General features: G+C 59.7%; 22 protein-coding genes and 1 other RNA gene. 8 read left to right on the top strand and 15 right to left on the bottom strand.

Features of this window, described 5'->3' with window-relative positions; all coding sequences use genetic code 11:
• Positions 1 to 6: 6 nt before the first annotated feature.
• The 7 genes from mgtE to ACWHVV_RS16705 all read right to left on the bottom strand — a co-directional run bounded on the left by mgtE (position 7) and on the right by ACWHVV_RS16705 (position 8,052).
• Positions 7 to 1,362 carry a magnesium transporter gene (gene mgtE / locus ACWHVV_RS16735; RefSeq protein WP_447927215.1) on the bottom strand — a complete coding sequence of 452 codons (1,356 nt, stop codon included), beginning with the start codon at positions 1,360 to 1,362 and terminating at the stop codon, positions 7 to 9.
• A 230-nt stretch (positions 1,363 to 1,592) separates the two neighbouring features.
• Positions 1,593 to 2,240, bottom strand: coding sequence for a 3-oxo-tetronate 4-phosphate decarboxylase (gene otnC / locus ACWHVV_RS16730; RefSeq protein WP_447530125.1), 648 nt, complete (start codon positions 2,238 to 2,240; stop codon positions 1,593 to 1,595).
• Complete coding sequence (otnK, locus tag ACWHVV_RS16725; RefSeq protein ID WP_447927214.1) at positions 2,237 to 3,523, bottom strand: 3-oxo-tetronate kinase; 1,287 nt, start codon at positions 3,521 to 3,523, stop codon at positions 2,237 to 2,239. The genes otnC and otnK overlap by 4 nt, the downstream gene beginning before the upstream one ends.
• A 21-nt stretch (positions 3,524 to 3,544) precedes the next feature.
• Positions 3,545 to 5,032: a tripartite tricarboxylate transporter permease gene (locus ACWHVV_RS16720; RefSeq protein WP_447927213.1), complete on the bottom strand. Its 1,488-nt coding sequence runs from the start codon at positions 5,030 to 5,032 to the stop codon at positions 3,545 to 3,547.
• A 36-nt stretch (positions 5,033 to 5,068) separates the two neighbouring features.
• Positions 5,069 to 5,530: a tripartite tricarboxylate transporter TctB family protein gene (locus ACWHVV_RS16715; RefSeq protein ID WP_447530122.1), complete on the bottom strand. Its 462-nt coding sequence runs from the start codon at positions 5,528 to 5,530 to the stop codon at positions 5,069 to 5,071.
• Between the two features lie 87 nt (positions 5,531 to 5,617).
• On the bottom strand, positions 5,618 to 6,583 hold the full coding sequence (locus tag ACWHVV_RS16710) for a tripartite tricarboxylate transporter substrate binding protein (protein WP_447927212.1): 966 nt from the start codon (positions 6,581 to 6,583) through the stop codon (positions 5,618 to 5,620).
• Between the two features lie 86 nt (positions 6,584 to 6,669).
• Positions 6,670 to 8,052 carry a flagellar biosynthesis protein FlgA gene (locus ACWHVV_RS16705; protein ID WP_447927211.1) on the bottom strand — a complete coding sequence of 461 codons (1,383 nt, stop codon included), beginning with the start codon at positions 8,050 to 8,052 and terminating at the stop codon, positions 6,670 to 6,672.
• Positions 8,053 to 8,338: 286 nt separating this feature from the next.
• On the opposite strand from ACWHVV_RS16705, the gene ACWHVV_RS16700 reads away from it, so the two are divergent.
• Positions 8,339 to 9,013, top strand: coding sequence for a GntR family transcriptional regulator (locus tag ACWHVV_RS16700; RefSeq protein WP_447927210.1), 675 nt, complete (start codon positions 8,339 to 8,341; stop codon positions 9,011 to 9,013).
• Positions 9,014 to 9,040: 27 nt separating this feature from the next.
• On the opposite strand, the gene ACWHVV_RS16695 is transcribed toward ACWHVV_RS16700, so the two are convergent.
• From ACWHVV_RS16695 to smpB, 3 genes are all read right to left on the bottom strand, one after another.
• The gene (locus ACWHVV_RS16695) at positions 9,041 to 9,241 is read right to left on the bottom strand and encodes a hypothetical protein (RefSeq protein ID WP_447927209.1); all 201 of its coding nucleotides are present in this window, start codon (positions 9,239 to 9,241) and stop codon (positions 9,041 to 9,043) included.
• Between the two features lie 156 nt (positions 9,242 to 9,397).
• Positions 9,398 to 9,777: a transfer-messenger RNA gene (gene ssrA / locus ACWHVV_RS16690) on the bottom strand.
• Between the two features lie 43 nt (positions 9,778 to 9,820).
• Positions 9,821 to 10,312: an SsrA-binding protein SmpB gene (gene smpB / locus ACWHVV_RS16685; protein ID WP_447894478.1), complete on the bottom strand. Its 492-nt coding sequence runs from the start codon at positions 10,310 to 10,312 to the stop codon at positions 9,821 to 9,823.
• Between the two features lie 126 nt (positions 10,313 to 10,438).
• On the opposite strand from smpB, the gene ACWHVV_RS16680 reads away from it, so the two are divergent.
• The gene (locus ACWHVV_RS16680) at positions 10,439 to 10,873 is read left to right on the top strand and encodes a type II toxin-antitoxin system RatA family toxin (protein ID WP_447927208.1); all 435 of its coding nucleotides are present in this window, start codon (positions 10,439 to 10,441) and stop codon (positions 10,871 to 10,873) included.
• Positions 10,854 to 11,183 carry an RnfH family protein gene (locus ACWHVV_RS16675; RefSeq protein ID WP_447927207.1) on the top strand — a complete coding sequence of 110 codons (330 nt, stop codon included), beginning with the start codon at positions 10,854 to 10,856 and terminating at the stop codon, positions 11,181 to 11,183. Before ACWHVV_RS16680 ends, ACWHVV_RS16675 begins: the two co-directional genes overlap by 20 nt.
• 3 nt (positions 11,184 to 11,186) lie before the next feature.
• Here ACWHVV_RS16675 and ACWHVV_RS16670 read toward each other — a convergent pair whose 3' ends face one another.
• Positions 11,187 to 11,684: an outer membrane protein assembly factor BamE gene (locus ACWHVV_RS16670; protein ID WP_447894476.1), complete on the bottom strand. Its 498-nt coding sequence runs from the start codon at positions 11,682 to 11,684 to the stop codon at positions 11,187 to 11,189.
• Positions 11,685 to 11,756: 72 nt separating this feature from the next.
• Here ACWHVV_RS16670 and fur point away from each other — a divergent pair, with 72 nt between their 5' ends.
• On the top strand, positions 11,757 to 12,167 hold the full coding sequence (fur, locus tag ACWHVV_RS16665) for a ferric iron uptake transcriptional regulator (RefSeq protein ID WP_394583316.1): 411 nt from the start codon (positions 11,757 to 11,759) through the stop codon (positions 12,165 to 12,167).
• A gap of 116 nt (positions 12,168 to 12,283) precedes the next feature.
• On the opposite strand, the gene recN is transcribed toward fur, so the two are convergent.
• On the bottom strand, positions 12,284 to 13,957 hold the full coding sequence (gene recN / locus ACWHVV_RS16660) for a DNA repair protein RecN (protein ID WP_447927206.1): 1,674 nt from the start codon (positions 13,955 to 13,957) through the stop codon (positions 12,284 to 12,286).
• Between the two features lie 198 nt (positions 13,958 to 14,155).
• On the opposite strand from recN, the gene grpE reads away from it, so the two are divergent.
• The 4 genes from grpE (at position 14,156) to ACWHVV_RS16640 (ending at position 19,167) form a co-directional block, all read left to right on the top strand.
• Positions 14,156 to 14,800: a nucleotide exchange factor GrpE gene (grpE, locus tag ACWHVV_RS16655; RefSeq protein ID WP_447530098.1), complete on the top strand. Its 645-nt coding sequence runs from the start codon at positions 14,156 to 14,158 to the stop codon at positions 14,798 to 14,800.
• Between the two features lie 139 nt (positions 14,801 to 14,939).
• Positions 14,940 to 16,871, top strand: a complete 1,932-nt coding sequence (gene dnaK / locus ACWHVV_RS16650; RefSeq protein ID WP_447927205.1) for a molecular chaperone DnaK — start codon at positions 14,940 to 14,942, stop codon at positions 16,869 to 16,871.
• 124 nt (positions 16,872 to 16,995) lie between these two features.
• Positions 16,996 to 18,153 carry a molecular chaperone DnaJ gene (gene dnaJ, locus ACWHVV_RS16645; protein ID WP_447927204.1) on the top strand — a complete coding sequence of 386 codons (1,158 nt, stop codon included), beginning with the start codon at positions 16,996 to 16,998 and terminating at the stop codon, positions 18,151 to 18,153.
• Between the two features lie 114 nt (positions 18,154 to 18,267).
• Positions 18,268 to 19,167: a DMT family transporter gene (locus ACWHVV_RS16640; RefSeq protein WP_447927203.1), complete on the top strand. Its 900-nt coding sequence runs from the start codon at positions 18,268 to 18,270 to the stop codon at positions 19,165 to 19,167.
• On the opposite strand, the gene ACWHVV_RS16635 is transcribed toward ACWHVV_RS16640, so the two are convergent.
• From ACWHVV_RS16635 to ACWHVV_RS16625, 3 genes are read right to left on the bottom strand one after another with little or no spacing between them, the layout of a single operon-like run.
• Positions 19,145 to 19,894, bottom strand: a complete 750-nt coding sequence (locus tag ACWHVV_RS16635) for an ABC transporter ATP-binding protein (RefSeq protein WP_447927202.1) — start codon at positions 19,892 to 19,894, stop codon at positions 19,145 to 19,147. The two genes, ACWHVV_RS16640 and ACWHVV_RS16635, sit on opposite strands and share 23 nt — an antisense overlap.
• Positions 19,888 to 20,961 (bottom strand): FecCD family ABC transporter permease, encoded by a 1,074-nt coding sequence (locus tag ACWHVV_RS16630; RefSeq protein WP_447927201.1) that lies wholly within the window; start codon positions 20,959 to 20,961, stop codon positions 19,888 to 19,890. Before ACWHVV_RS16630 ends, ACWHVV_RS16635 begins: the two co-directional genes overlap by 7 nt.
• Positions 20,951 to 22,072, bottom strand: coding sequence for an ABC transporter substrate-binding protein (locus ACWHVV_RS16625; RefSeq protein WP_447927200.1), 1,122 nt, complete (start codon positions 22,070 to 22,072; stop codon positions 20,951 to 20,953). Before ACWHVV_RS16625 ends, ACWHVV_RS16630 begins: the two co-directional genes overlap by 11 nt.
• Positions 22,073 to 22,247: the final 175 nt, after the last annotated feature.

Raw genomic sequence — 22,247 nt, 5'->3', positions numbered from 1 at the left:
CCATCTTCATAAAATGATCACCGTCGCCAGGCCCAGAAACGATAGAAAGCCGACGACATCGGTCACGGTGGTCAAGATAACCGCGCCGGAGAGCGCTGGGTCGATCTTCAGCCGCTTCAAGACCAAGGGGATCAGTACGCCCGAGATATTCGCCAGACTCATGTTGATAAAAATGGCCAGCGTGATGACCACGGTGATGAGCACCTGGCCAAACCAAAGATAGGAGATAGCGCCCACCACCAGTGCCCAGACCAGGCCGTTACTCATGCCGACCCAAAGCTCCTTGTTATAAAGCCAGCGCTTGTTATTACCGGCCAGTTGGCCAAGGGCCAGGCCACGGATCACCACCGTTAGCGTTTGGCTGCCGGCGATTCCCCCCATGCTGGCGACCACCGGCATTAGAATCGCCAGCGCTACGATTTGATCCAGCACCGCTTCGAACCGACCGATGACGAACGCCGCCAAAAAAGCCGTCATTAAATTGATGCCAAGCCACACGCCGCGGCTTTTGGCGCTACGCACGATGGGCGTGAACACCTCTTCTTCGTCGCTGACGCCGGAGAGGTGCTTCAGCGTTAGGTCAGCGTCGTCCTGGGTGATTTCCAGAACATCTGCCGCATTGAGCTGGCCCACCAGCAAGCCGTCGCTATCGCACACCGGGACGAAGGGCAGCTCTTTCGAGCGCAGCAAAATAGCGGCGTCGCTGACTTTCATCTGATCGTTGAGCGTGAAAAAGTCATCCATATAGTCATCGACCACTGCGTCCTGGGGCTGCTTGATCAAGTCGATCAGCGTCAGCGTACCCAGCAGGCGTTTGTCTTTGTCGGTGATCATCACCTGCTGCGACTCATCGTCGAGCAGGTGATGGATGCGGATATAACGCTGTACGGCTTCGAGGGAAACGCCCTGCTTTACATTGACCGTCTCCGGGTCCATGTAGCGGCCCACGACATCCTCTTCGTAGGCGTGCAGGTTCTCTACCTGGGCGCGAATATTGTCGTCGAGGCTTGCGTAAACGCTCGTCTTGACGTCCTCGTCAGCCACCTCGAGCACTTCGGCAACGTCTTGGGCGTCCAGGCCCCTGACGATGTTTTCGATATCGCTGATCGACAGATCTTCGACGTAGTCCGCGCGGATATCTTCATCGACGCTTGCCAGCACTTCGCCGATCAGCGTAGCGGGGATGAGTTCCCACAAGAGGTTACGCGTCTTGGTGGGAAAGGATTCGAGGATGCGCGCTATTTCCAGGGTTTCAAGATCGTCGAACAGGGTCTTCAGTGCCGGCGTATCGTTTTCATCGAGTCGCTCTTGAATGTAGAGAAGCGGCGTCTCGCCATCGGTGTACGGTTCGTCGTCGGCCATGAAATCCTTCCTTGGGCGCATGATCGGTAAAAGAGGGGTGCGTCGCGGTATAATGGCCCACCTTTCAGTCTATGGTGTACCTGCGTGGAAAGCCATACGCCACAATGGATTACCAATGCGCACGACATCCCGGGGTACGGCGCATAAAAAGCCCCACTTGTTGATCAAGAGGGGCTTAAGAGCCGCTGCCGTTATCGCCTCGAAGAAAAGGGCGGAGTCGCGCTTGATACTCAGTCGCGTGGAAACCGCGCCTCTAGTGCCGCGACCTGTTCAGGCGTCAGGATACGGGGGTTCTCGCCACGAAGTAGCAAAAAGAGTTTTGCCGTCTCTTCGAGCTCTTCCGTTGCGTAGACGGCGGCTTCCAGGTTTTTACCGGCGACGACCGGGCCATGGTTGGCCAACAGAACCGCGCTATGTTGGCCCGCTAAACCACGTACCGCATCGCCCAGCGCTTCATCGCCGGGTATATGGTAAGGCACCAGCGGAAGCTTACCGACGCGCATGGCGTAATAAGCCGTAATGGGGGGGATGCAGTCGCAAGGGTCGATGTTGGGTAGACACGAGACGGCCACCGAATGCGTCGAGTGCAGATGTACGATAGCGCCGGACTGCGGCCGCTCGTCATACATGGCCGTATGAAGGAAGTGCTCTTTGGTGGGCTTGTCGCCGCTCAAGAGCTGGCCGTTTTTATCCAGGTGTGAAATGCGCGCCGGGTCCAGCCGGCCCAGACACGCATTGGTGGGCGTCATCAGCCAGCCGCCGTCGTCCAGGCGAACGCTGATGTTGCCGCTCGAGCCCATGGTCAGGCCGCGATCGAAAAGTGATTTTCCGAGCAAGCTGATGTGTTCGCGTAGCTGGTTCTGCTCGTGTGTGCTCATGACAACACCTCAAACGCTCGAGTGAAGAAATCGACGCCGCCAAAATTACCTGATTTCAGCGCTAGTGAAAGCGGCGCCGTATGGCCGTCCAGTGTCGCCTGAGTCCAGGGAACGCCGGGATCGATCTGCTCGCCAATGCGAAGCGCGGTAATGTTCAGCGCGGACACCACCGCGCCCGAGGTTTCGCCGCCGGCCACCAGCAGGCGGCCGACACCCTTGTCGACCAGCGATACCGCGAGCTGACTCAATGCGTTTTCGACCAGGTGGCCAGCCTTTTCCACGCCGAGCTGGTTCTGAGCCGCTTTGACTTTCTCCGGATCGGCGGAGGCATACACCAGTACCGGGGCGTTTTGCTCGATACGCGCAAGCGCAAATGCCAAGGCCTCGTTCCAGTGAGTATCACCGTTTGACAGATCCAGCGGATGGATCGCAAAGCCGCCTTCTGGATGGCGCGCCAGGAAATCATCCACTTGAGCAAGCGTTGCCCGGGAGCAACTGCCGGAGAGCACCAGTGCGCTACCCGAGGCGGGCAGCAGGCGGCCAGGCTCGGTGATCTTGTCCAGCCACCCTTGCCGGCGGTATTGCGCGGGCAAGGCTTGGCCAAGGCCCGAACCACCGGTGACCAGCGCTAAATTGACGGTCGCTTCGGCAAGGACCTCCAGGTCACGATCATCCACGCTGTCGCAAATCACATGACGCACGGTGTCCGCCTGCAGGGCGGCGAGGTGGTCGCGCGTGGCTTCGGCGCCTTGGGTCAATACGCCACGCGAGGCCAGGCCCACGGCGTGCGGCGTTTGCTTCGAGAGCACGCGCACCAGGTCCGCATCGGTCATCGGCGTGAGCGGGTGGTGCTGCATGCCGCTGTCGTTCAAGAGTCGGTCACCGACGAACAGATGCCCTTGATAGACCGTACGCCCATTGACCGGAAAGGCGGGCACCAGGACGGTTTGCGAAGCCTTCAGGCGATCAAGCAAGGCATCGGCCACCGGGCCGATATTGCCCTGATCGGTTGAATCAAACGTCGAGCAGTACTTGAAAAAGAACTGCCGGGCCCCTAGCTTGCGCAGCCAGTCGAGCGCGGCGAGCGAATCGGCAACCGCCTCATTCACCGGGCAGGAGCGGGATTTGAGCGCCACGACCACCGCGTCGACATCGCGCAAGTCGGGCAGGGCGTCGGGCACGCCGATCACCTGCACACAGCGCATGCCGCCGCGTACCAGGTTGTTGGCCAGGTCGGTGGCGCCGGTAAAGTCATCGGCGATAGCGCCTAGTACGATCGTCATATTCGTTCTCCAAATCCCGGCTTAAGAAGCAGTACGGCGCCGCGCGCGTTTAATCAGCGGCATGATCAACGTTGCCGTGAGCAACAAGAGGGCGATTGCCAAGAGCGTGGCGCTAATCGGGCGATCCAAAAAGATGCCGAAATTTCCCTGTGACATCGAAAGCGAACGGCGAAGCTCACTTTCGGCAATGGGGCCGAGCACCAGCCCCAAAATGATCGATACCATGGGGAAGTTGATCTTCTCGAGCAGGTAGCCCGCGACACCAAAGCCCAGCATGAGCCATACGTCGAACATCGAGTTTCGCACCGAAAAGGTTCCCACGATGCAGCACATGATGATGATGGGGCCCAGCGCCGAGTAAGGTACGTTCAAGAGTTTGGTGAACAACACGATAAACGGCTTGGAGAAGAGCAAAATCATAAAATTGACGATGAAAAGGCCGGCAAAGACCGCGTAGATCAAGTCGCTACTGGTGAGCATGAACATCGGCCCCGGCTGCAGGCCGTGCATGATGAAGGCGCCCAGGATGACGGCCGTTGTACCGCTGCCCGGGATGCCCAGGGCGAAAAGTGGTACCAGCGCCCCCATGGCGGCGGCGTTATTGGCGGACTCCGGGGCGGCAATGCCTTCCGGGGCGCCCTTGCCGAATTTTTCCGGGTGCTTGGACCAGCGAACCGTTTCGCTGTAGCTGACCATGGCGGCGGTACTGGCCCCGATACCCGGCAAAATGCCGATGACGACGCCAATGATCGAGGAGCGAGACAGCGTAGCGCCAATCTGACGCAAAACGGGCAGATCGAAAATCTTGACCTTCACTTCCTTGAGCGGCTGGTGGCTCGCGTGATCCAACGTGCGCTTCATGACCTCGGACACCGCGAAAAGCCCGACGATCACGGGAATTAGCCCAACGCCTTCCGCCAGGTTGAGGTTATCGAAGGTATAGCGGCTGGTGCCGGTCAAGGGGTCGATACCGATGGTGGCGATAAATAGCCCCAGCGCCGCCCCGATCAAGCCAAAGATAAGGCGCCCGCCGAGTGAAGCCACCACGGTTAGCCCCAGCACGGCCAGCGCGAAGTACTCGGGGGATGAAAATCTCAGCGCCATGGTGGCCAGCACTGGTGTAAAGATGATCAGGGCAACGGTGCCCACGATGCCGCCGATCGCCGAGCTCAAAACGCCGATGCCCAGTGCCTTGCCCGCTTCGCCCCGCTGGGTCATCGGGTAGCCATCAAAAGCCGTCATGACCGCCTCGGGGGTGCCGGGGGCGCGGTAGAGGATGGCGGTGATCAGTCCCGAGAAGACCGTGGCTCCATAAATGGCGGTCAGCACCATGAAGGCGGTGGTGGGCTCCATGCCGTAGGTCACTGGCAGCAAAATGACCACGAGGATCACGCCGCTGATGCCGGGGAGCGCACCACCGATAAAACCGATAAAGACGGCTGAGGTTAATAGCAGCAGGTTCAGTGGCTGCATCACCACGGCTAACCCGCCCAAGAAATTTTCTAGCATGATCGACTCCCTGGAAAGTGGGGAATGGGGGCAGCCTTACGGCATGGGAATGCCCAGCAGTGATACGAACACGCCCTGCATGAGCGCCGCTGCCACCACCAGGGTAATGGTGATCGTCACCCACGAGCGGGCGCCGAGTAACAGCGTGCCGACCAGCGTGAACACCAGGCTTGCAATAAGGAAACCGACGCTTTGCATCAAGAGCGTGTAGCCGGCGGCGGCGGCCATGAACCACCAGTGACGCGTACGTCCCAGAGAGAAAGAGAAGCGGTGGGTCGGGGGCTCGTCGTCCGTCACCCCGCGCGTGGGATCGCGCCAGGTCAGCACTAAAAGCACCAGTCCAAGTACGCATAAAACGGCGAGCAGCGTTAAAGGCCAAACCCGTGGCCCAATGAAGGTGGAGACCTGCGCCGAGCTTGGAAACTGCAGCGTCGGGTAAAGCCCAACAACCGCAAGTAGCACGATCCCCAGCGCGAAAATAGTGATTCTGACGTGCATGGCCAATCCTGAGGGGAACATTGGAAGACCGGTCAGTTGACCGGTCTTTGAAGCAAACAGAACGTAACGCTTTTACAAATCTGTCTATCAGTCGTTTTGTAGAAGCCGCGAATAAAGCTCGAGGTTGTTTTCCAGGCGTTGACGATACTTATCGCCATTCATCCAGCCATCGCGATAATCCAGATTCACGCGTTCGGCGTAGCTCTGGTACTCCTCGGAGTCGTAAACTTCCTGGAAGGCGTCCTGCAGGCGCTGAACAATAGGCGCCGGGGTATCGGCATGTACGAAAATGGCGCGGTCGTTACCGTCGGTCAGATCCCAGTCGTGCTCCACCGTGGTGGGTACCTCCGGATAATCTTCGAGACGCTCGTCGCTAAAAATCAGAATCGGCGCCATCTGTCCTGCGTCGATATAGCTCAAAAGCGGGCTCAGTGACGTCGTGGTGGCATCGATGTTGCCGCCCAGCACGTTCGCCGTGGCGTTACCCGTGCTGTCGTAGGGAATGAAGTTCATATCCAGCCCCGAGGCATCCACCAGTGACAGAAACGCCATGTGGTCCGGACTCGCCGTATGGGTGCCGCCCACGGTGACTTCGCCCGGGTTTTCCTCGGCGTAAGCCATGAACGCCTCGAAATCTTCAAAGCGCTCCGGATTGACGAACAGCGCCATGACGTCGGATTGCATGCGCGCGATAGGCGTCAGCTGATCCAGACCTACCGGGTTTTGCCCGGCGGCAAGCGATGTCACAAGCGTCGTAGAGGCGAAATCCAGGGTATGCCCGTCGGCGGCGCCGTTTGCGGTGCGTTGGTGAGCCAGGGCGCCGGAAGCGGCCGGCAGGTTGACCACGGTGATGCGCGCACCACCCACCGCTTCTTCGAACATGGGGCGAACCACACGGGCGAAGTTGTCGGTGCCGCCGCCAGCGCCGGCGGCCACCAGAAACTGGATGGGTTTGCTGGGGAACGAGTCGGCGTCGCTTGCATTGACAGAGGTGGCGACACCAAGCAGGGCTAACCCGAGAGCGGCGTATTTGATACTGAACTGAGTAGGCATGATTTTCTCCAGAGCGATTGTTGTTGCTTTTAGGGACTGTCTACATGGGAAAAGGGCAATAGCGTCTATTGCCCGGACGTAAGGTGTTACGGGCTCAAAAGCGCATCTTGCTTGAGGCGAAGCTCTTTTAACTTGCTCTCAGCCAAAGTGATATCGGCAAGCGTAATCGGCTGGCCCGGGGCGATATCGCGAACCACTTTCGCCCCCGGCAGCAGATAGAACGGCACGTTGGCATCACCGGAAAGCGCCGCGGCGGGGTGGATCTCCGGGCGCAAGCCTTCGATATGGCGATGATGACCTTTCATCTCGAGCAGTTGTCCCGCCGGGATCGCCTGAGTGGTGCGCGCCGTTAGATCGAACCTGGGTATCGTGGCGTGGCCACCGCCGGAGGTGATGCCGTTGAGTACCGCATCGAGCAGTGAAATCGGCGCTTCGAGCCCGAGCAAGTGCCGCGGTAGATAGACCATGGCGCTATCGCCACTCTGGCTGAGCACGTGCCCCTTGTCGCGAAGCAACTGCCAAACGTGAGGGTCTTCGCAGCGCACTACGGCGAACACGCCGCCAGCGAAGCTCAGCTCGTCAGGTCGGCGCAGGCAGTTGAACACTTCGAGTCGCTGGGGGCCCTGAAGAACGCCGCCGTGGACTTGGGTATCCAGAAGGGTGGGCACTTCGTGGGTGCGCAACACCATGGCATGAAACTCGGGCAGGTCGGGCTGTAGGCCGGTGGCGTTGGCGACATTGACCATTTCGCACAAGTCGGGCACTGAAATCTGTGGGATGTCGGAGAGGGCCTCGCTGCGTGCTTTCACCGTCGCACGTGGGTCGCGTTCATCCAGTGTCCAGAGCGACGCCATGTCAGCGGCATCGTAGGTGGCGCCGTTACAAATAACGCAGCCCCGGGCTTCATCCCAGATAAAATCGTATTCGCTGCTTTTGCCGGCTGAAACGATTTCAAAGCCCAGGGTTTTCGCCCAGGTCAACAAACCGATCAAAAGGCTTGGTTGGTCGCCGTCGAGCGGCGTAAAGATTCGCCCTTGCTGTTCTGCCAAACGCGTGAGATAGGGCCCTACCACCGATTCGGTTTCTTTGGTCGCGATACCCACGTGCTTGCCGGCCAGCAGCGCACTCTCGGCATATTGCGCGCCAATATCCGGAATGCCGGTGGATTCAACCAGGATGTCGAACGGTAGTGTGGCCACGGTATCGAAAGACGCTGTTGCAATGAAAAAGCCTTTCTCCCAGGCATTTTCAGCTTCCGCGCCAGAATGGCATACCATTATATCTTTATCTGAAATACCCGCATGGCGTAAGGCGTCAGCTGCTCTTTCCGGATTGATATCGATCGCAATACGCGCTGACAACTTTTCCATCTGGCGTGCCTGGCGCAGTACGCCACGGCCAAAGTCGCCCGCGCCCGCAATGCAGGCTTCGACCGTTTTAGCGGTTTCAAAATGTTGTAAATAGTTCATAGATAAAGGGTATTTCCTGATAAATCGATAGCAGGCAACAGTAAGAGAACGAACGTATACCTGCCTCGATGACATAACAAAACGACACACGGATCGAAAGAATGTAGTGGTATACCATTTGGAGGGTCAACGCATCGCCCATGCTACTTTAGTAGTTGTTTGTTCATGATTGGCTATAAGTACATGAATATTATGGAGAAGCATTCCGCTTGAAGTTGCCGACTCATTTGAAAGGTGTTTTTTGGTATGCCACTCTTGCTCGTCGCTAACAAAAGTGAATAACGCTATGGAAGAGACCGTTCAAGTCAGTCATGCCGGGTTGGTAGAAAAAGTCGCTACCTATTTGCGCGAGCATATCGTGATGGATCATTTTCAGCCGGGCCAGCGCTTGCCCGAGCGTACGCTGGCCGTCGAGCTTCAGGTATCGCGAACTCCCCTGCGTGAAGCGTTGAAAATTCTTGCGGCCGAAGGGCTCGTGGTGATCTCTCCCAACCGTGGAGCCGTAGTGGCGGATGTGAGTGCGGCGGACATGAAGGAGAAGGCGTACGTACTTAGTGTGCTGGAGCAGGCTGCCGCGGAGCTTACCTGCGCCGTGGCTACTGAAGAGGATATTGCAGAGTTTCAGGCGCTTCATTACGAGATGAAGGCGGCTTTCGTGAGAAGAGATCGGCAGAATTACTTTCGTCTGAATCAGGATATCCACAATCGGATCGTGGCGCTCTCTGGAAATTCCACCTTAATCGATATGCACGCCAACTTGAGCCGCCAGCTTTACCGCGTCCGCTACCTTTCGAATCAAAAAAACGAGAAGTGGGCGACCGCCATGGAGGAGCACGAAGCCATTCTGAAGGCGCTAGAGGCGCGCGATGGCAAACAGGTAGGGCATGAGCTACGCAACCATTTGGGTAAAACCTGGATCAAGTATGCTAACGGTGAACCCGTTCGTGATACATCGGCTTAAAGACCGATAGGAGCGCTAGCGCCACGTCTACTTTTTGTTCTTACGCATGAAGGGCAGCACTTTTGCCATGGTATCTGCCATCACCTGATCAAGCGGCTTATGATCGAGGCTCACGGCTGCCCGGGCGGCGGTATAAGTGCCCTTGTACTCTTTGGCAATGGCCTCGTCGCTCATGCTCTCGGGTAACTGCTCTTTCTGGCGTATCGCATCGATGACGTGTTGATCCATATCGCTTCGCCTCCAAAAAGTCGTTTCCTGTAGTTTAGGCTATAAATTGGCAGAAGGGGCTTGGCGCCAGCTTGCCTAAAAAATTCGACTCCGGGGGATGCGTCCATCTCACAGGCACAAAAAAAGCACCCGAAGGTGCTTTTTTTGTGGGGTGTCTGGTGGAGGCGGCGGGAATTGAACCCGCGTCCGCCAGCACTCGCCCATTGGCTCTACATGCTTAGATTTCGTCATTTGCTTTAACGTAGCTGGCTCCGACGATCAGGATCCAGTCACGCGAGCCTTCTAAAGTTTAACGGTTGACGAGAAGACACCGCCAACCGCGGTCCTATCAGCTTTAGCTCATATCCCCGCAGTGATGAATAGGCACATCACCTTGGGGCCAGACAAGAAGCTAGCAGTTGTTACGCTGCCAGCGCGCCTTGAGCATAGTTTTCGTCGTTTGCGACTATTTTTCGTGATGTGGTATTTACGAGATACATCACGCTCTCGGCATGCACCGCAGGGTTTGTCACCGGCGTCGAAACCATGTCGCCCCCAGGTCAGAGCAGTATTCTAACGTGCACAGCGCTAATTGACCAGCTACGCGCGGTTATGTTCCCGCATGATTCGACCTTTCTGACGGTCCCAGTCGCGATCTTTTTCGGTCGCGCGCTTATCGTGAAGCTGCTTACCGGTCACCAGCGCCAACTCACACTTCACCATATTGCGCTTCCAGTAGAGCTTGAGCGGCACGCAGGTGTGGCCCTTGTCCTGGGTGACCGAGAAGATCTTGGCGATCTCCTTGCGGTGAAGCAGCAGTTTGCGCGTGCGGGTCGGGTCAGCAATCTCGTGGGTGCTGGTGGTGTTGAGCGGCATGATGTGGCTACCCAGCAGCCACGCTTCGCCATTACGCACCAGAATATACGTGTCGGTGAGCTGACCCTTGCCCGCGCGCAGGCTTTTAACTTCCCAACCCGCAAGCGAAAGGCCTGCTTCGAAGGTTTCGTTAATGTGGTACTCAAACCGCGCCTTCTTGTTCTGGGCGATGGCGCTGTTGCTGGGGCCCTTGCTCTTGCCGTTCTTAGTGGCCATGAAACCTCATCATTAATCTGTCGATAGCACCCCCTTCGTTATATGGGGAGGCGTGATACCATTCAAGGTCTGAAATATTATTTCCCATGATACGCTTTGGGCACTGTGAAGTCAGCGGAGAGGTCAATGCCAACCGTTAATCGTACCGCCATGGTGCGGCACACCCCCCAACAGATGTTCGATTTGGTCAACGATTTCGAACATTACCCCGAGTTTTTGCCCGGGTGCCGCCGTGCCCGCCTGATCGAGCGTGACGAAACGCATCTGATTGGCGAGATGACGCTGGGCCGCGCGGGAGTGGAGCAAACCATCACCACGCGCAATGATCTGTACGCCCCGGAGCGTATCGAGCTTTCGCTGGTAAAGGGCCCGTTCAAGCGGTTAAAGGGCCGCTGGCTCTTCACGCCCATAGGCGAGGGCACCTGCAAGGTTAGCCTGGAAATGGAGTTCGAGTTTGCCAACCGGTTGCTGGGTATGGCGTTTGGCAAGCTGTTCCAACAAATCGCTGGCCAGTTGGTCGATGCGTTCACCAAGCGCGCAGATGAACTATATGGCCGATGAGACCTCGAGCGCGCTTTTCTGCGTGGAAGTGGTGTTTGCCACGCCGCAGAAACAGCGCATCGTGAAAGTGGACGTTACGCCCACCACCACCGCCCGTGAAGCCGTCAAAAAAGCCGAACTCCCCGCGCTTTTCCCCGAGCACTCCGCCAATACCTTTGATGAAGCGCCATTGGGCGTTTTTGGGAAAGTGCTGCGCGAGCCAAGCGTGCAAACGCTTTCACCCGGCGATCGCATCGAGGTGTACCGCCCACTTCAGATCGACCCCAAGGCCGCCCGTCTGGCGCGTGCCAAGCGCCAGACGGGCGGCTAGCCCTTAGTCCAGAATCACGGGCTGCGGGTCTGGCGCGTTCTCCGGGGTCGGTGTGGGCGCGTTCTCGGGCGCTGGCGTCGTCGTTTGCTGGTTCGGCGTCATGATCGGCGTTGCTGGGTCGGCGGTTTCGGTCGCCGGCCCTGCGCCTTCACTGCGACTGACCGTCGGTGCGCGCGAAAGATCGCCCTGCTGCTCGACGTTGGCGAGCCGCCCCTGTTCGTCAAAAGTGAGCGTTACGCGGCGTTGCTCGACGCCGGCGTACGCCTTGTCCAGCCGGTAGACGTAGTCCCACTCGCGGGAATCGAAGGGTGCCTCTAAAAGCGGGCGTCCCATGACGTAGGTGACCTGCTCCTGGGTCATGCCGGGCTGCAGCTGGCTGACCATTTCCTGGGTCACCAGGTTGCCTTGAGGGATGTCGCGCTTGTAAACGCCGACGTAGCTACAGCCGCTGACGACGGTCAGGGCAACGGAAAGCGTAATGATACGAGTCAATTTTTGCATTTGGGCCTGTTCTTCACTATCGTGGTTTCGGTCGATCATACCCGACCTAACCTGTTACTGCGAAGAGCAACCATGGCCGATCAGAACCATGAACTACGCAAAGCCGGGCTAAAAGTGACCCTGCCGCGTGTCAAGATTCTCCAGATTCTCGAAAATGCTTCGGGCCAACACCACCTTAGCGCAGAAGAAGTGTATAAAACACTGATCGATGCGGGTGAGGATGTGGGCCTGGCAACCGTCTATCGTGTGCTGACTCAGTTCGAGTCGGCGGGTCTTGTGATTCGTCACAATTTCGACGGCGGCCACGCAGTGTTCGAAATGACCCAGGAAGACCATCACGACCATATGGTGTGCCTGGAAAGCGGTGAGATCATCGAGTTCGTCGATGAAATCATCGAGCGTCGTCAGCAAGAGATCGCCGAAGAGCACGGCTTCGAGCTGATCGACCATGCGCTGGTGCTGTACGTACGCCCCAAGGCGTAACGCGCACTCCTTCAAGCGGTTTGATTGATTCAACGAACCGCAGCGCTCACAAAAGCGTCCCGGCTGCTATCGCAGTCGGGGCGCTTTTGGTTTCGGGCGCGGCAGGCTTTTAGCCGCTAGTGCGTTGGGCGCTGGCTGGCGTTGAGCATCTCCCGGGCGTGGGCCAGGGTTTGCTCGGAGAGTTTTACGCCGCCCAGCATGCGTGCCAGCTCGCTCACCCGGCCCTGATCGTCGAGTAGCGCCATGTGGGTCAGGGTGCTGTCGCGCTTGGCTTGCTTTTCGATATGCAGATGCTGGTGCGCCTGGGCGGCGACCTGGGGCAGGTGGGTGACGGTCATGACCTGGCCTTTTTCGCCCAGTTTGCGCAGCAGTTGACCGACGATTTCCGCCGTGGCACCGGAAATCCCCACGTCCACTTCATCGAAGACCAGGCTTGGGATGGTGGAGTGGCTGGCCGCCACGACCTGGATCGCCAGGCTGATGCGCGAAAGCTCACCGCCGGAAGCCACTTTGGTGAGCGGCTTGGCCGGCTGGCCCGGATTGGCGCTGATCAAGAACTGCACCTGGTCCAGGCCCTCCTGGCTGGGCGTTTCACGTGAGGAAACGGCCACCTCGAAGCGCGCCTTGCCCATGGCCAAAAACGCCAACTGCTGCTGGACTTCCTTGCCGAGTTTGATGGCGGCTTTCTGGCGCGCCTCGGAGAGCGCTTTGGCCTCCTGGCGGTAGCGCTCGCGGTACTCGGCCACCTGGCCGCTTAACGCCTCGATGTCTTCGTCGCTCGCCTCGAGCTGGGCGAATTCCTGGGCAAGCGCTTTGTGAAGCGCACAGAGCTCTTCCGGGGCGATGTGGTGCTTGCGTGCGATGCGGTGAACATCGGTCAGGCGCTCGTCCACCCAAGCCAGGCGCTCCGGGTCAAGCTCTTTGGCGCTGGCGAAGTGGGAGAGCTCGCTGGCGGCTTCCTCTACCTGAATGCGGGCATCTGAGAGCATGGCAAGCGTATTGGCCAGCACGCCCTTGTCGCTGCCGGGAAGCGCCGTCAAGCGCGCGTGGGCCTGATTGAGCAGTGACAGCGCCCCGCCTTCATCGCTTTCGCAGCACTCCACGGCAAACTGGGTTTCGCGAATGGTTTCCTCGGCGTGGGCCAGCGTATGCTGCTCCTCTTCCAGGGTTTGCAGCTCGCCCTCACTCAGGTCCAGCTGGTCGAGCTCTTCGACCTGGTAGCGCAGTAGCTGACGCTTGGCCTCGACTTCGCTGCCGGCCTCGCTGCGTTTTTTTAGCCGTGCCCGGGCGCTGCGCCACTCCTTGAAGGTTTCGGTCAACGCCTGACGCTTGGGTTTGAGCCCGGCGTAGTCGTCCAGCAGGGCAAGGTGCGTCTCTTCGCGCATCAGCGCTTGATGAGCGTGCTGGCCGTGTACCTGAATGAGCAGTTCGCCCAGCGCTTTAAGATCGGCGATGGTCACCGGTTGGCCGTTGATCCACGCCTTCGAGCGACCGTTGGCGCTGACCACGCGGCGCAAAAGGCACTCTTCCGACGAGAGCTCTCGCGCTTCGAGCCACTCGGCAGCGGCGGGCAGGTGGGTAATGTCGAAACTGGCGGAAAGATCGGTGCGCTCGCAGCCGTGGCGTACGCTCCCGGCCTCGGCGCGTTCGCCCAGGCAAAGCCCCAGGGCGCCAAGCAAGATGGATTTGCCCGCCCCGGTTTCACCGGTGATGGCGGTCATGCCGTCGGTCAAGTCGAGCTCCAGACGGTCAACGATGGCGTAGTCCTGGATCACTAGCTGCGTCAGCATAGGGCCTCCTGGGCAGGGCGCTATAGAAACTGGATGCTTATACAATGATTGTTGTTTTATACAGTAGTCGATAACTCACTTCAATGCCCCTCTTGAGATGACGGCCAGGGCCCCCATATAGCGTGCATACGCATCGATAAACCCTTTGTTTCATCAGGCAGCCGCATTAGGCGCCGCGACCTCATTTAGGAGTACGGCATGGCGAAAGAACCGCAAACCCCCATGGATGACGAGCTGGCCCGCCAGGAGCAGGAGGCCGACGTCACCGAGCAGGCCGACGAAGAGCGCTTGGTCGAGGGCGACCTGGAAGGCGTGCTGGACGACGAGTCGCCGCTGGGCACCGACACTTTGGAGCAGGGCGTGGATAACCCGGAAGCCGAAGTGTTGGCCGCGCGGGTAGAAGAGCTCGAACAGAGTTTGTCCGAAGCCAAGGACCAGTCGCTGCGCGCCTCGGCGGAAGCGCAAAACATTCGTCGCCGCGCTGAAGCCGAAGCGGAAAAAGCGCGCAAGTTCGCGCTCGAGAAGTTCGTGAAAGAGCTTCTGCCGGTGGTCGACAGCCTCGAAAAAGCCCTCGAGAACATGCAAGAAGACGCCACTGACGTACACCGTGAAGGCGTGTCCATGACGCTCAAAATGCAGCTGGACGTGCTGAACAAGTTTGGTGTCGAAAGCGTGGAGCCCCACGGCGAGCCCTTCGACCCCCAGGTGCACGAAGCGATGACCATGGTCCCCAACCCGGAGCTCGAGCCCAACACCGTGATGGACGTGATGCAAAAGGGCTACCTGCTCAACGGTCGTCTGGTTCGCCCGGCGATGGTCGTGGTCAGCAAGAAAGCAGAGTGATCGAGTTAGGGGTTAATACAAAATCCCCCCTTGAAAAGTTCAAGGCGGCCCCCAGATAAAGGCCAACCCGCGGTAGTTACCGCACACCGATTGCTCAACAGCATTTAGTTTTGTCACAACCGAATTCGAGGTTTTTGCTATGGGACGTATTATTGGTATTGACCTGGGCACCACCAACTCTTGTGTGGCGGTTCTCGATGGTGATAGCTCCAAGGTAATTGAAAACGCCGAAGGCGGCCGCACCACGCCGTCCATCATCGCCTATACCGATGACGGCGAAACCCTGGTCGGTCAGGCCGCCAAGCGCCAGGCCGTGACCAACCCGGAAAACACCCTGTACGCCATCAAGCGTCTGATCGGCCGTCGCTTCAAAGACGACGTCGTTCAAAAAGACATCAAGATGGTGCCGTACAAGATCGCCGAAGCCGATAATGGCGACGCGTGGGTCGAAGTAAAAGGCAAGAAAATGGCACCGCCGCAGGTCAGCGCGGAAGTGCTCAAGAAGATGAAGAAAACCGCCGAAGACTACCTCGGCGAAGAAGTGACCGAAGCGGTCATTACCGTACCCGCCTACTTCAACGACAGCCAGCGTCAGGCAACCAAAGACGCCGGCCGCATCGCGGGTCTGGAAGTCAAACGGATCATCAACGAGCCGACCGCCGCGGCCCTTGCCTACGGCATGGACAAGTCGCGCGGTGACAAGACCATCGCGGTTTACGACCTGGGTGGTGGTACCTTCGATATCTCCATCATCGAAGTGGCCGACGTCGATGGCGAAACCCAGTTCGAAGTGTTGGCCACCAACGGCGACACCTTCCTGGGCGGCGAAGACTTTGACCTGTCGTTGATCAACTATCTGGTCGCGCAGTTCAAGTCCGACAGTGGTATCGACCTTTCCGGCGACAATCTGGCCATGCAGCGCCTGAAAGAAGCCGCCGAAAAAGCCAAGATCGAACTTTCAAGCGCCCAGCAGACCGACGTGAACCTGCCCTACATCACGGCAGACAACACCGGTCCCAAGCACCTGAACGTCAAAGTGACCCGCGCCAAGCTCGAGTCGCTCGTCGAAGAGCTGGTACAGCGTTCGCTAGAGCCGTGCAAGATGGCGCTGAAGGACTCCGGTCTTTCCGCCTCTGAAATCGACGACGTCATCCTCGTCGGTGGCCAAACGCGTATGCCGCTGGTTCAGCAGAAAGCCGCTGAGTTCTTTGGCAAGGAAGCGCGTAAAGACGTCAACCCGGACGAAGCCGTTGCCGTAGGCGCCGCGATTCAGGGCGGTGTACTGGGCGGCGACGTGAAGGACGTGCTGCTGCTCGACGTCACCCCGCTGACACTGGGTATCGAGACCCTCGGCGGCGTCATGACGCCGCTGATCGAGAAGAACACCACCATCCCGACGAAGAAGACGCAAACCTTCTCCACCGCGGATGATAACCAGACGGCCGTGACCATTCACGCCGTGCAGGGTGAGCGTAAACAGGTATCGCAGAACAAGTCGCTGGGTCGTTTCGATCTCGCTGACATTCCGCCGGCACCGCGCGGCGTACCGCAAATCGAAGTTGCCTTTGACCTGGACGCCAACGGTATCCTGAACGTCTCCGCGAAAGACAAGGCGACGGGTAAAGAGCAGTCGATCGTCATCAAGGCTTCCAGCGGTCTTTCCGATGAAGAAGTCGAGCAGATGGTGCGCGACGCCGAAGCCCACGCCGACGAAGACAAGAAGTTCGAGGCGCTGGTCCAGCTGCGTAACCAGGCCGACGGCATGATTCACGCCACGCGCAAGACGCTGGAAGAAGCCGGCGACAAGGCGACCGATGAAGAGAAGCAGAACATCGAAACCGCCATTGCCGATCTCGAAGCGGCGGTGAAGACCGACGACCAGGACGATATCCAGAAGAAACTGGATGCCCTGACCGAAGCCTCCGGCCAGCTGGCACAGAAGATGTACGCCGAGCAGGCTGAAGGCGCTCAGGCAGAAGGCGAAGGCGGCGAAGAAACCGCTTCCAAGCCGGAAGACGACGTGGTTGACGCCGAGTACGAAGAAGTCAACGACGAGCAGAAGAAGCAGTAATTTCTCTTTCTGCCAAGGTTAGCAGCAACGCGGGAGCCCTCTCCCGCGTTGCTGTTTCCGCGGCCAGGACGTTTATCGTGACCTGTACCGTCAAGTGCATACCTAACCAGGAGGCGTAGGACCCATGTCCAAGCGCGATTATTATGAAGTCCTGGGTGTTGAAAAAGGGGCCGATCAGAAAGAGATCAAAAAGGCCTATCGCCGCCTGGCGCAAAAATTCCACCCTGACCGTAACCCGGATGACGAAACCGCCGCAGAGAGATTCCGCGACGTATCCGATGCCTACGAAGTGCTCAGCGACGAGCAAAAGCGCGCTGCTTATGACCAGTTCGGCCACGCCGGTGTAGACGGCCAGGGCGGCGGCTATGGTGGTGGCGGCTTCGGCGGCGGCGGTGGCGCCGGGGACTTCAGCGACATCTTCGGCGACGTGTTCGGCGATATCTTTGGTGGGGGCGGCGGTCGTCGTCGTGGCCCGAACGCCCCGGCCCGCGGCTCGGATCTACGCTACAACCTGGAGCTGGATCTGGAAAACGCCGTCGCCGGTACCACGGTCGACATTCGCGTACCGCGCCACATCAACTGTGACCGCTGCGACGGTGAAGGTGCCGAGCCCGGTACCAGCAAGGAAACCTGCCCGACCTGTCAGGGCATGGGCCAGGTACGCATGCAGCAGGGCTTTTTCGCCGTGCAGCAAACCTGCCCGACCTGTCACGGCTCCGGCATGCAGATCAAGGTGCCGTGCCACAAGTGTAATAGTGAAGGCCGCGTACGCGAGACCCGTACGCTGTCCGTGAAGATTCCGCCTGGCGTGGATACCGGCGACCGTATTCGCCTGAATAGCGAAGGCGAAAGCGGCGTGAACGGCGGCCCGGCCGGCGATCTTTATGTGCAGGTCGCGATCAAGTCGCACCCGATCTTCCAGCGCGACGGCAAGCACCTGCAGTGCGATGTGCCGATCAACTTCGTCGATGCGTCCCTGGGGGGCGAACTCGAAGTGCCGACGCTCGATGGCCGCGTGAAGCTCAAGATCCCGCCGGAAACCCAAACCGGGCGGCTCTTCCGCCTACGCGGTAAGGGCGTCAAACCGGTTCGCGGCGGCGCGCCGGGGGATCTGCTCTGCAAGGTAGTGATCGAGACCCCGGTGAATTTGAACGAAGAGCAGAAAGGTCTGCTGCGTCAGCTCCAGGAGAGCTTCGACGGCAGCAACAGCCACAGCCACTCGCCGAAGAAAACCGGCTTCTTCGACAGCGTGAAGAAGTTCTTCGAAGAGATGAAGCCGTAAGCTGAAGGCCTCGGCGTTGGCCAGGTGCTCCATGGAGTACCTGGCGCGCCATTAGCGTACAAAGTCCCCGGTGCCTGGCGCCGGGGACTTTTTTGTAGAAAAAGCGAGTCGACCATGACCGGAATCGAAGACCGCCCAGGGCTGGGCATTTTCTTGCGCGTGCTGTCCGGGGTGATGTTCACCGGCATGCTGGTGTGCATCAAGGCGGTGAGCGAGTCGGTCCCGGTGGGCCAGTCCATCTTCTTTCGCTCGCTGTTCGCGCTGATCCCCATCGTCATCTTTTTGATGATCCGCCGGGAATTCCCCGGGGCGCTGGCCACCCGGCGCCCGCTCGGGCATCTGCTGCGCTCCGGGCTTGGGGCGGCGGCGATGTTTTGCTCGTTTTCGGCCGTCGCTTTTCTGCCGGTGGCCGAGGCGACGCTTTTGGTGCAGCTGGCGCCGATCTTCATGGCGGTGGGCGGCGTGCTGCTACTCGGCGAAAAATTTTCGTTCTACCGCGGCGGGGCCATCGTGCTGGCGCTGGCCGGTATGGCGGTGCTGGTGGTGCCCCAACTGAGCGGGGCCGGAAGTGACGGCCGGCTGTTGGGCTACGCGCTCGGCACCGTGGGGGCGCTTTTGACCGCGGGCGCTCTGCTGACCATCCGGCATATCTCGCGTACCGAAACCGCCGGGTCGATCGCGTTTTATTTCATCGTGGTGTCGTCGCTGGCGGGGCTTGCCACGTTCCCGTTGGGCTGGGCAGAGCTTACCGGCACCGAGTTTGCCCTGCTGGTGCTTTCCGGGCTGTTTGGCGGGGCGGGTCATATCGCCATGACGCTGGCGTTTCGCTATGCCGAAGTGTCGCGGCTGGCGCCGTTCGAGTACGTGGCGCTGGTCTGGCCGATTGCTGCGGACTGGGTGCTGTTCGCCATTCCCATCTCAAGTGGCTTCATCATGGCGCTGCCCCTGATGCTGGCCGGCGTCGCGCTGGCCTCCCTCGAAGGCCGCCGCTCTAAACGGCCTCTTCGACGATAAGCTGAGGGTGGCCCTTCGAGCAGGGCTCGATGCGCGCCGCCACTTTGTAGACCTGGCGCAAGAGATCCGGCGTGATGACCTCTTGAGTGGGGCCGCAGGCGATCAACCGGCCGTACTCCAGCACCATCGAAGCATCGGTGAAGCGCAGTGCGTGGCCCAAATCGTGCAGCGCGACCAGAATCAGCATGCCGCGCTCGTCGGCCAGCCGGCGCAGTACGCTCAGCAGGCTGATCTGGCGGTTCAAGTCCAGCGCCGAGGTGGGCTCGTCGAGCATGAGGATGTCCGGCTCCTGCACCAGCGCCTGGGCGGCACTCACCAGCTGGCGCTGGCCGCCGCTCAAATCGCCGATGTCGCGCTCGCCAAGGGCGGCAATGTTCAGCTCCCCAAGCGCCCGGTCGACCTGGGCAAGATCCTCCGGCTGTACCTTTAGGCTTCGCCCTTGCATGCGTGCCAACAGCACCGACTCATAAACACTGAGCACCGCCTTCGCGCCGGTGTCCTGGGGCATGTAGGCCACCGGGCGTTCGGACTGGGTATTGCCGATGACCACCGTGCCCTGACCCTGCACCAGGCCCAGGATGCGGCGAAAAAGCGTCGATTTACCCGCCGCGTTGGGCCCCAATAGCGCCACCACCTGGCCGCCGTGAAAGGTGGGGGTCGTGACGTCATCGACGATGGTGCGACGCCCGTAACGCGCCGATACGTGATTGAGCGTGAGCGTTACCATGAGGCCTTCTTGTGGTTTAACACGAGAAACAGAAAGAACGGAATGCCGACTAATGAGGTGACGATGCCGATGGGAATGATCGTGCCGGGAATGATCAGCTTGGAGATCACCGAGCCCACCGACAAAATCAACGCGCCGCAAAGCGCCGAGCCCGGCAGGAAAAAGCGCTGATCCTCGCCCACCAGCATGCGGGCGATGTGTGGGCCCACCAGGCCGATAAAGCCGATAGTGCCCACGAACGCCACCGCCACCGCCGAGAGCAGCGAGACCAGCACCAATACTTCCAGGCGCAGCGCGCGCGGCTTGACGCCCATGCTCTCGGCCTTGGCATCGCCCAGGCGCATGGCGGTCAGCGCCCAGCCGTGGCGGGCCAGAAGCGGCAGGATCGCCCCCAGAATGCCCAGCGCGATCCAGAACTTGGGCCAGGTCGCCTTGGTCAGACTCCCCATGGTCCAGAACACGACCGCGGTCACCGCCTCCTGGCTTGCGAAAAACTGGATCAGCGACATCAGTGAATTGAAGATGAACACCATGGCGATGCCCAGCAGCACGATGGTCTCCACCGTAACGCCGCGCTTTAAGCTCAGCGCGTGGATCAAGAACGCCGTGAACATGGCCATGATGAAGGCGTTGAGCGGCACCACGAACTCGATGGAGGCGGCGGGGATGATCGCGACACCAAACGCAAGGCCCAGGGCAGCGCCGAAGCTCGCCCCGGCGGAGATGCCCAGGGTGAAGGGGCTGGCCAGCGGGTTGCTCAGAATGGTCTGCATCTGCGCGCCGGCCACTGAGAGGCTTGCGCCGACCACCAGCGCCATCAGCGCCACCGGCATGCGCATCTCCCAAAGGATCACGCGGATCTGATCGCTGACGCTTCCGGGAGTGAGCAGTGCCGCGATGACTTCGCCGAGGCTATAGCGGGCCGGGCCAAGCGATAGATCGACACATAGGCTGAAAAACAGGGCCACGACCAGCGCGACGAGAATCAGCTGTCGGCGTAGCACCTGGGTTTTATAGTGGCTGCGCCCCTGGCTTGCCGGGACGCTCAGGGTGGTATCACTGGCCATCGAGGGAGATCCAGTAGCCGGGTTCATAGTCGATCGGCAAGAAGCGCTCGTGAAGCTCGCGCATCGTGGCCTCCGGGTCCAGGTCTTCGAAAAGATCCGGGTGTAGCCACTTGGCGAGCTGCTGAATGGCGACGAAGTAGTAGGGGCTGTTGTAGAACTGGTGCCAGATCGCGTGGACGTTGCCATCCTCGACGGCTTGAACGCCGGTCATCGCCGTGCGGTGGGTGAGGCCTTCGAGCTTGGCTCGCGCCGCGTCCATGTCCGCGCCCGGGCCCATGCCGACCCAGTCGCCGCCGGGAACGTAGGCGTCCCAGTTGCCGCCGGTCACGACGATGTGCTCCGGGCTTGCGGCGACGATCAGTTCCGGGTTGAGCGTGCCGAAACTGCCCGGGATGATGCCCTCGGCGATATTCGCGCCCCCGGCAAGGGTGACGTACTCGCCGAAGTTACCGGGGCCAAAGCTCATGCAGCACTCATCGGAGTAGCCGCCGGCCCGGTCGATGAACACGCTCGGCCGCTCGGGGTCGGCCTCGTCGATCACGGTGGTGACACGGGCCAGCTGCGCCTCGGCGAAGTCGATGAATTCCTCTGCCGCTTCTTCGTCGTCCATGATCTGGCCCATCAGGCGGATCGAGGGGATCGTGTGGGCAATCGGGTCTTCACGAAAATCGACGTAGACGATGGGAATGCCGAGCTGGCCGAGCTTATCGTCGTAGGCGGCGTCCTCGGTCGCCGCCTTGGCTTCCAGGTTCATGAACACCACGTCCGGGGTTAATGAAGCGGCCTGCTCGACGTCGAAGGTGCCGTCCTTGAAGCCGCCGAAGGTGGGCAGCTCGTCAATCGCCGGAAAGCGCTCGGCGTAGCGCGCGTAGTTATCCGGATCGGCCTGGGAAAAATCTTCGCGCCAACCCACCACGTGGGTGAACGGTGCTTCAGGCTCGAGCAGACCCAACAGGTAGATCTGGCGGCCTTCACCGAGTATGACTCGTTCGGCGGGAGCATCGAAATGCACCTCGCGCCCGGTAATATCCACCACGTCGATACCGTCGGCCATGGCAGCCGTGCAGCTCAGGGCGGCCGCGCCGGCCAGGGCTTTTAGGTGTGAGCTCATAAATTTTCCCGCCGAGTCTGCCCATAAAAAGGCTGAAGATAAAAAGTCATCATGGTGTCTATAAAGAGTCGGGCCGTTCAACGGGGCCAGGCGCCCTGAGACAACTGTGTATGATTCGCATTTACATAGGGTATTATCGAGAAATCCCCGATAGCTGTCGAGCGGTTAGCGCCAA

It is taken from the genome of Vreelandella sp. EE27 (assembly GCF_968206495.1).
This window is presented reverse-complemented; position numbering and strand designations above follow the sequence as displayed.

Coding starts and splice junctions, on each gene's coding strand:
- dnaK (WP_447927205.1), top strand. CDS start 14,940: ATGGGACGTATTATTGGTATTGACCTGGGCACCACCAACTCTTGTGTG.
- ACWHVV_RS16720 (WP_447927213.1), bottom strand. CDS start 5,032: ATGCTAGAAAATTTCTTGGGCGGGTTAGCCGTGGTGATGCAGCCACTG.
- ACWHVV_RS16625 (WP_447927200.1), bottom strand. CDS start 22,072: ATGAGCTCACACCTAAAAGCCCTGGCCGGCGCGGCCGCCCTGAGCTGC.
- ACWHVV_RS16640 (WP_447927203.1), top strand. CDS start 18,268: ATGACCGGAATCGAAGACCGCCCAGGGCTGGGCATTTTCTTGCGCGTG.
- dnaJ (WP_447927204.1), top strand. CDS start 16,996: ATGTCCAAGCGCGATTATTATGAAGTCCTGGGTGTTGAAAAAGGGGCC.
- mgtE (WP_447927215.1), bottom strand. CDS start 1,362: ATGGCCGACGACGAACCGTACACCGATGGCGAGACGCCGCTTCTCTAC.
- smpB (WP_447894478.1), bottom strand. CDS start 10,312: ATGGCCACTAAGAACGGCAAGAGCAAGGGCCCCAGCAACAGCGCCATC.
- ACWHVV_RS16710 (WP_447927212.1), bottom strand. CDS start 6,583: ATGCCTACTCAGTTCAGTATCAAATACGCCGCTCTCGGGTTAGCCCTG.
- otnK (WP_447927214.1), bottom strand. CDS start 3,523: ATGACGATCGTACTAGGCGCTATCGCCGATGACTTTACCGGCGCCACC.
- ACWHVV_RS16675 (WP_447927207.1), top strand. CDS start 10,854: ATGAACTATATGGCCGATGAGACCTCGAGCGCGCTTTTCTGCGTGGAA.
- ACWHVV_RS16670 (WP_447894476.1), bottom strand. CDS start 11,684: ATGCAAAAATTGACTCGTATCATTACGCTTTCCGTTGCCCTGACCGTC.
- ACWHVV_RS16680 (WP_447927208.1), top strand. CDS start 10,439: ATGCCAACCGTTAATCGTACCGCCATGGTGCGGCACACCCCCCAACAG.
- ACWHVV_RS16630 (WP_447927201.1), bottom strand. CDS start 20,961: ATGGCCAGTGATACCACCCTGAGCGTCCCGGCAAGCCAGGGGCGCAGC.
- grpE (WP_447530098.1), top strand. CDS start 14,156: ATGGCGAAAGAACCGCAAACCCCCATGGATGACGAGCTGGCCCGCCAG.
- ACWHVV_RS16705 (WP_447927211.1), bottom strand. CDS start 8,052: ATGAACTATTTACAACATTTTGAAACCGCTAAAACGGTCGAAGCCTGC.
- otnC (WP_447530125.1), bottom strand. CDS start 2,240: ATGAGCACACACGAGCAGAACCAGCTACGCGAACACATCAGCTTGCTC.
- ACWHVV_RS16635 (WP_447927202.1), bottom strand. CDS start 19,894: ATGGTAACGCTCACGCTCAATCACGTATCGGCGCGTTACGGGCGTCGC.
- ACWHVV_RS16715 (WP_447530122.1), bottom strand. CDS start 5,530: ATGCACGTCAGAATCACTATTTTCGCGCTGGGGATCGTGCTACTTGCG.
- fur (WP_394583316.1), top strand. CDS start 11,757: ATGGCCGATCAGAACCATGAACTACGCAAAGCCGGGCTAAAAGTGACC.
- ACWHVV_RS16700 (WP_447927210.1), top strand. CDS start 8,339: ATGGAAGAGACCGTTCAAGTCAGTCATGCCGGGTTGGTAGAAAAAGTC.
- ACWHVV_RS16695 (WP_447927209.1), bottom strand. CDS start 9,241: ATGGATCAACACGTCATCGATGCGATACGCCAGAAAGAGCAGTTACCC.
- recN (WP_447927206.1), bottom strand. CDS start 13,957: ATGCTGACGCAGCTAGTGATCCAGGACTACGCCATCGTTGACCGTCTG.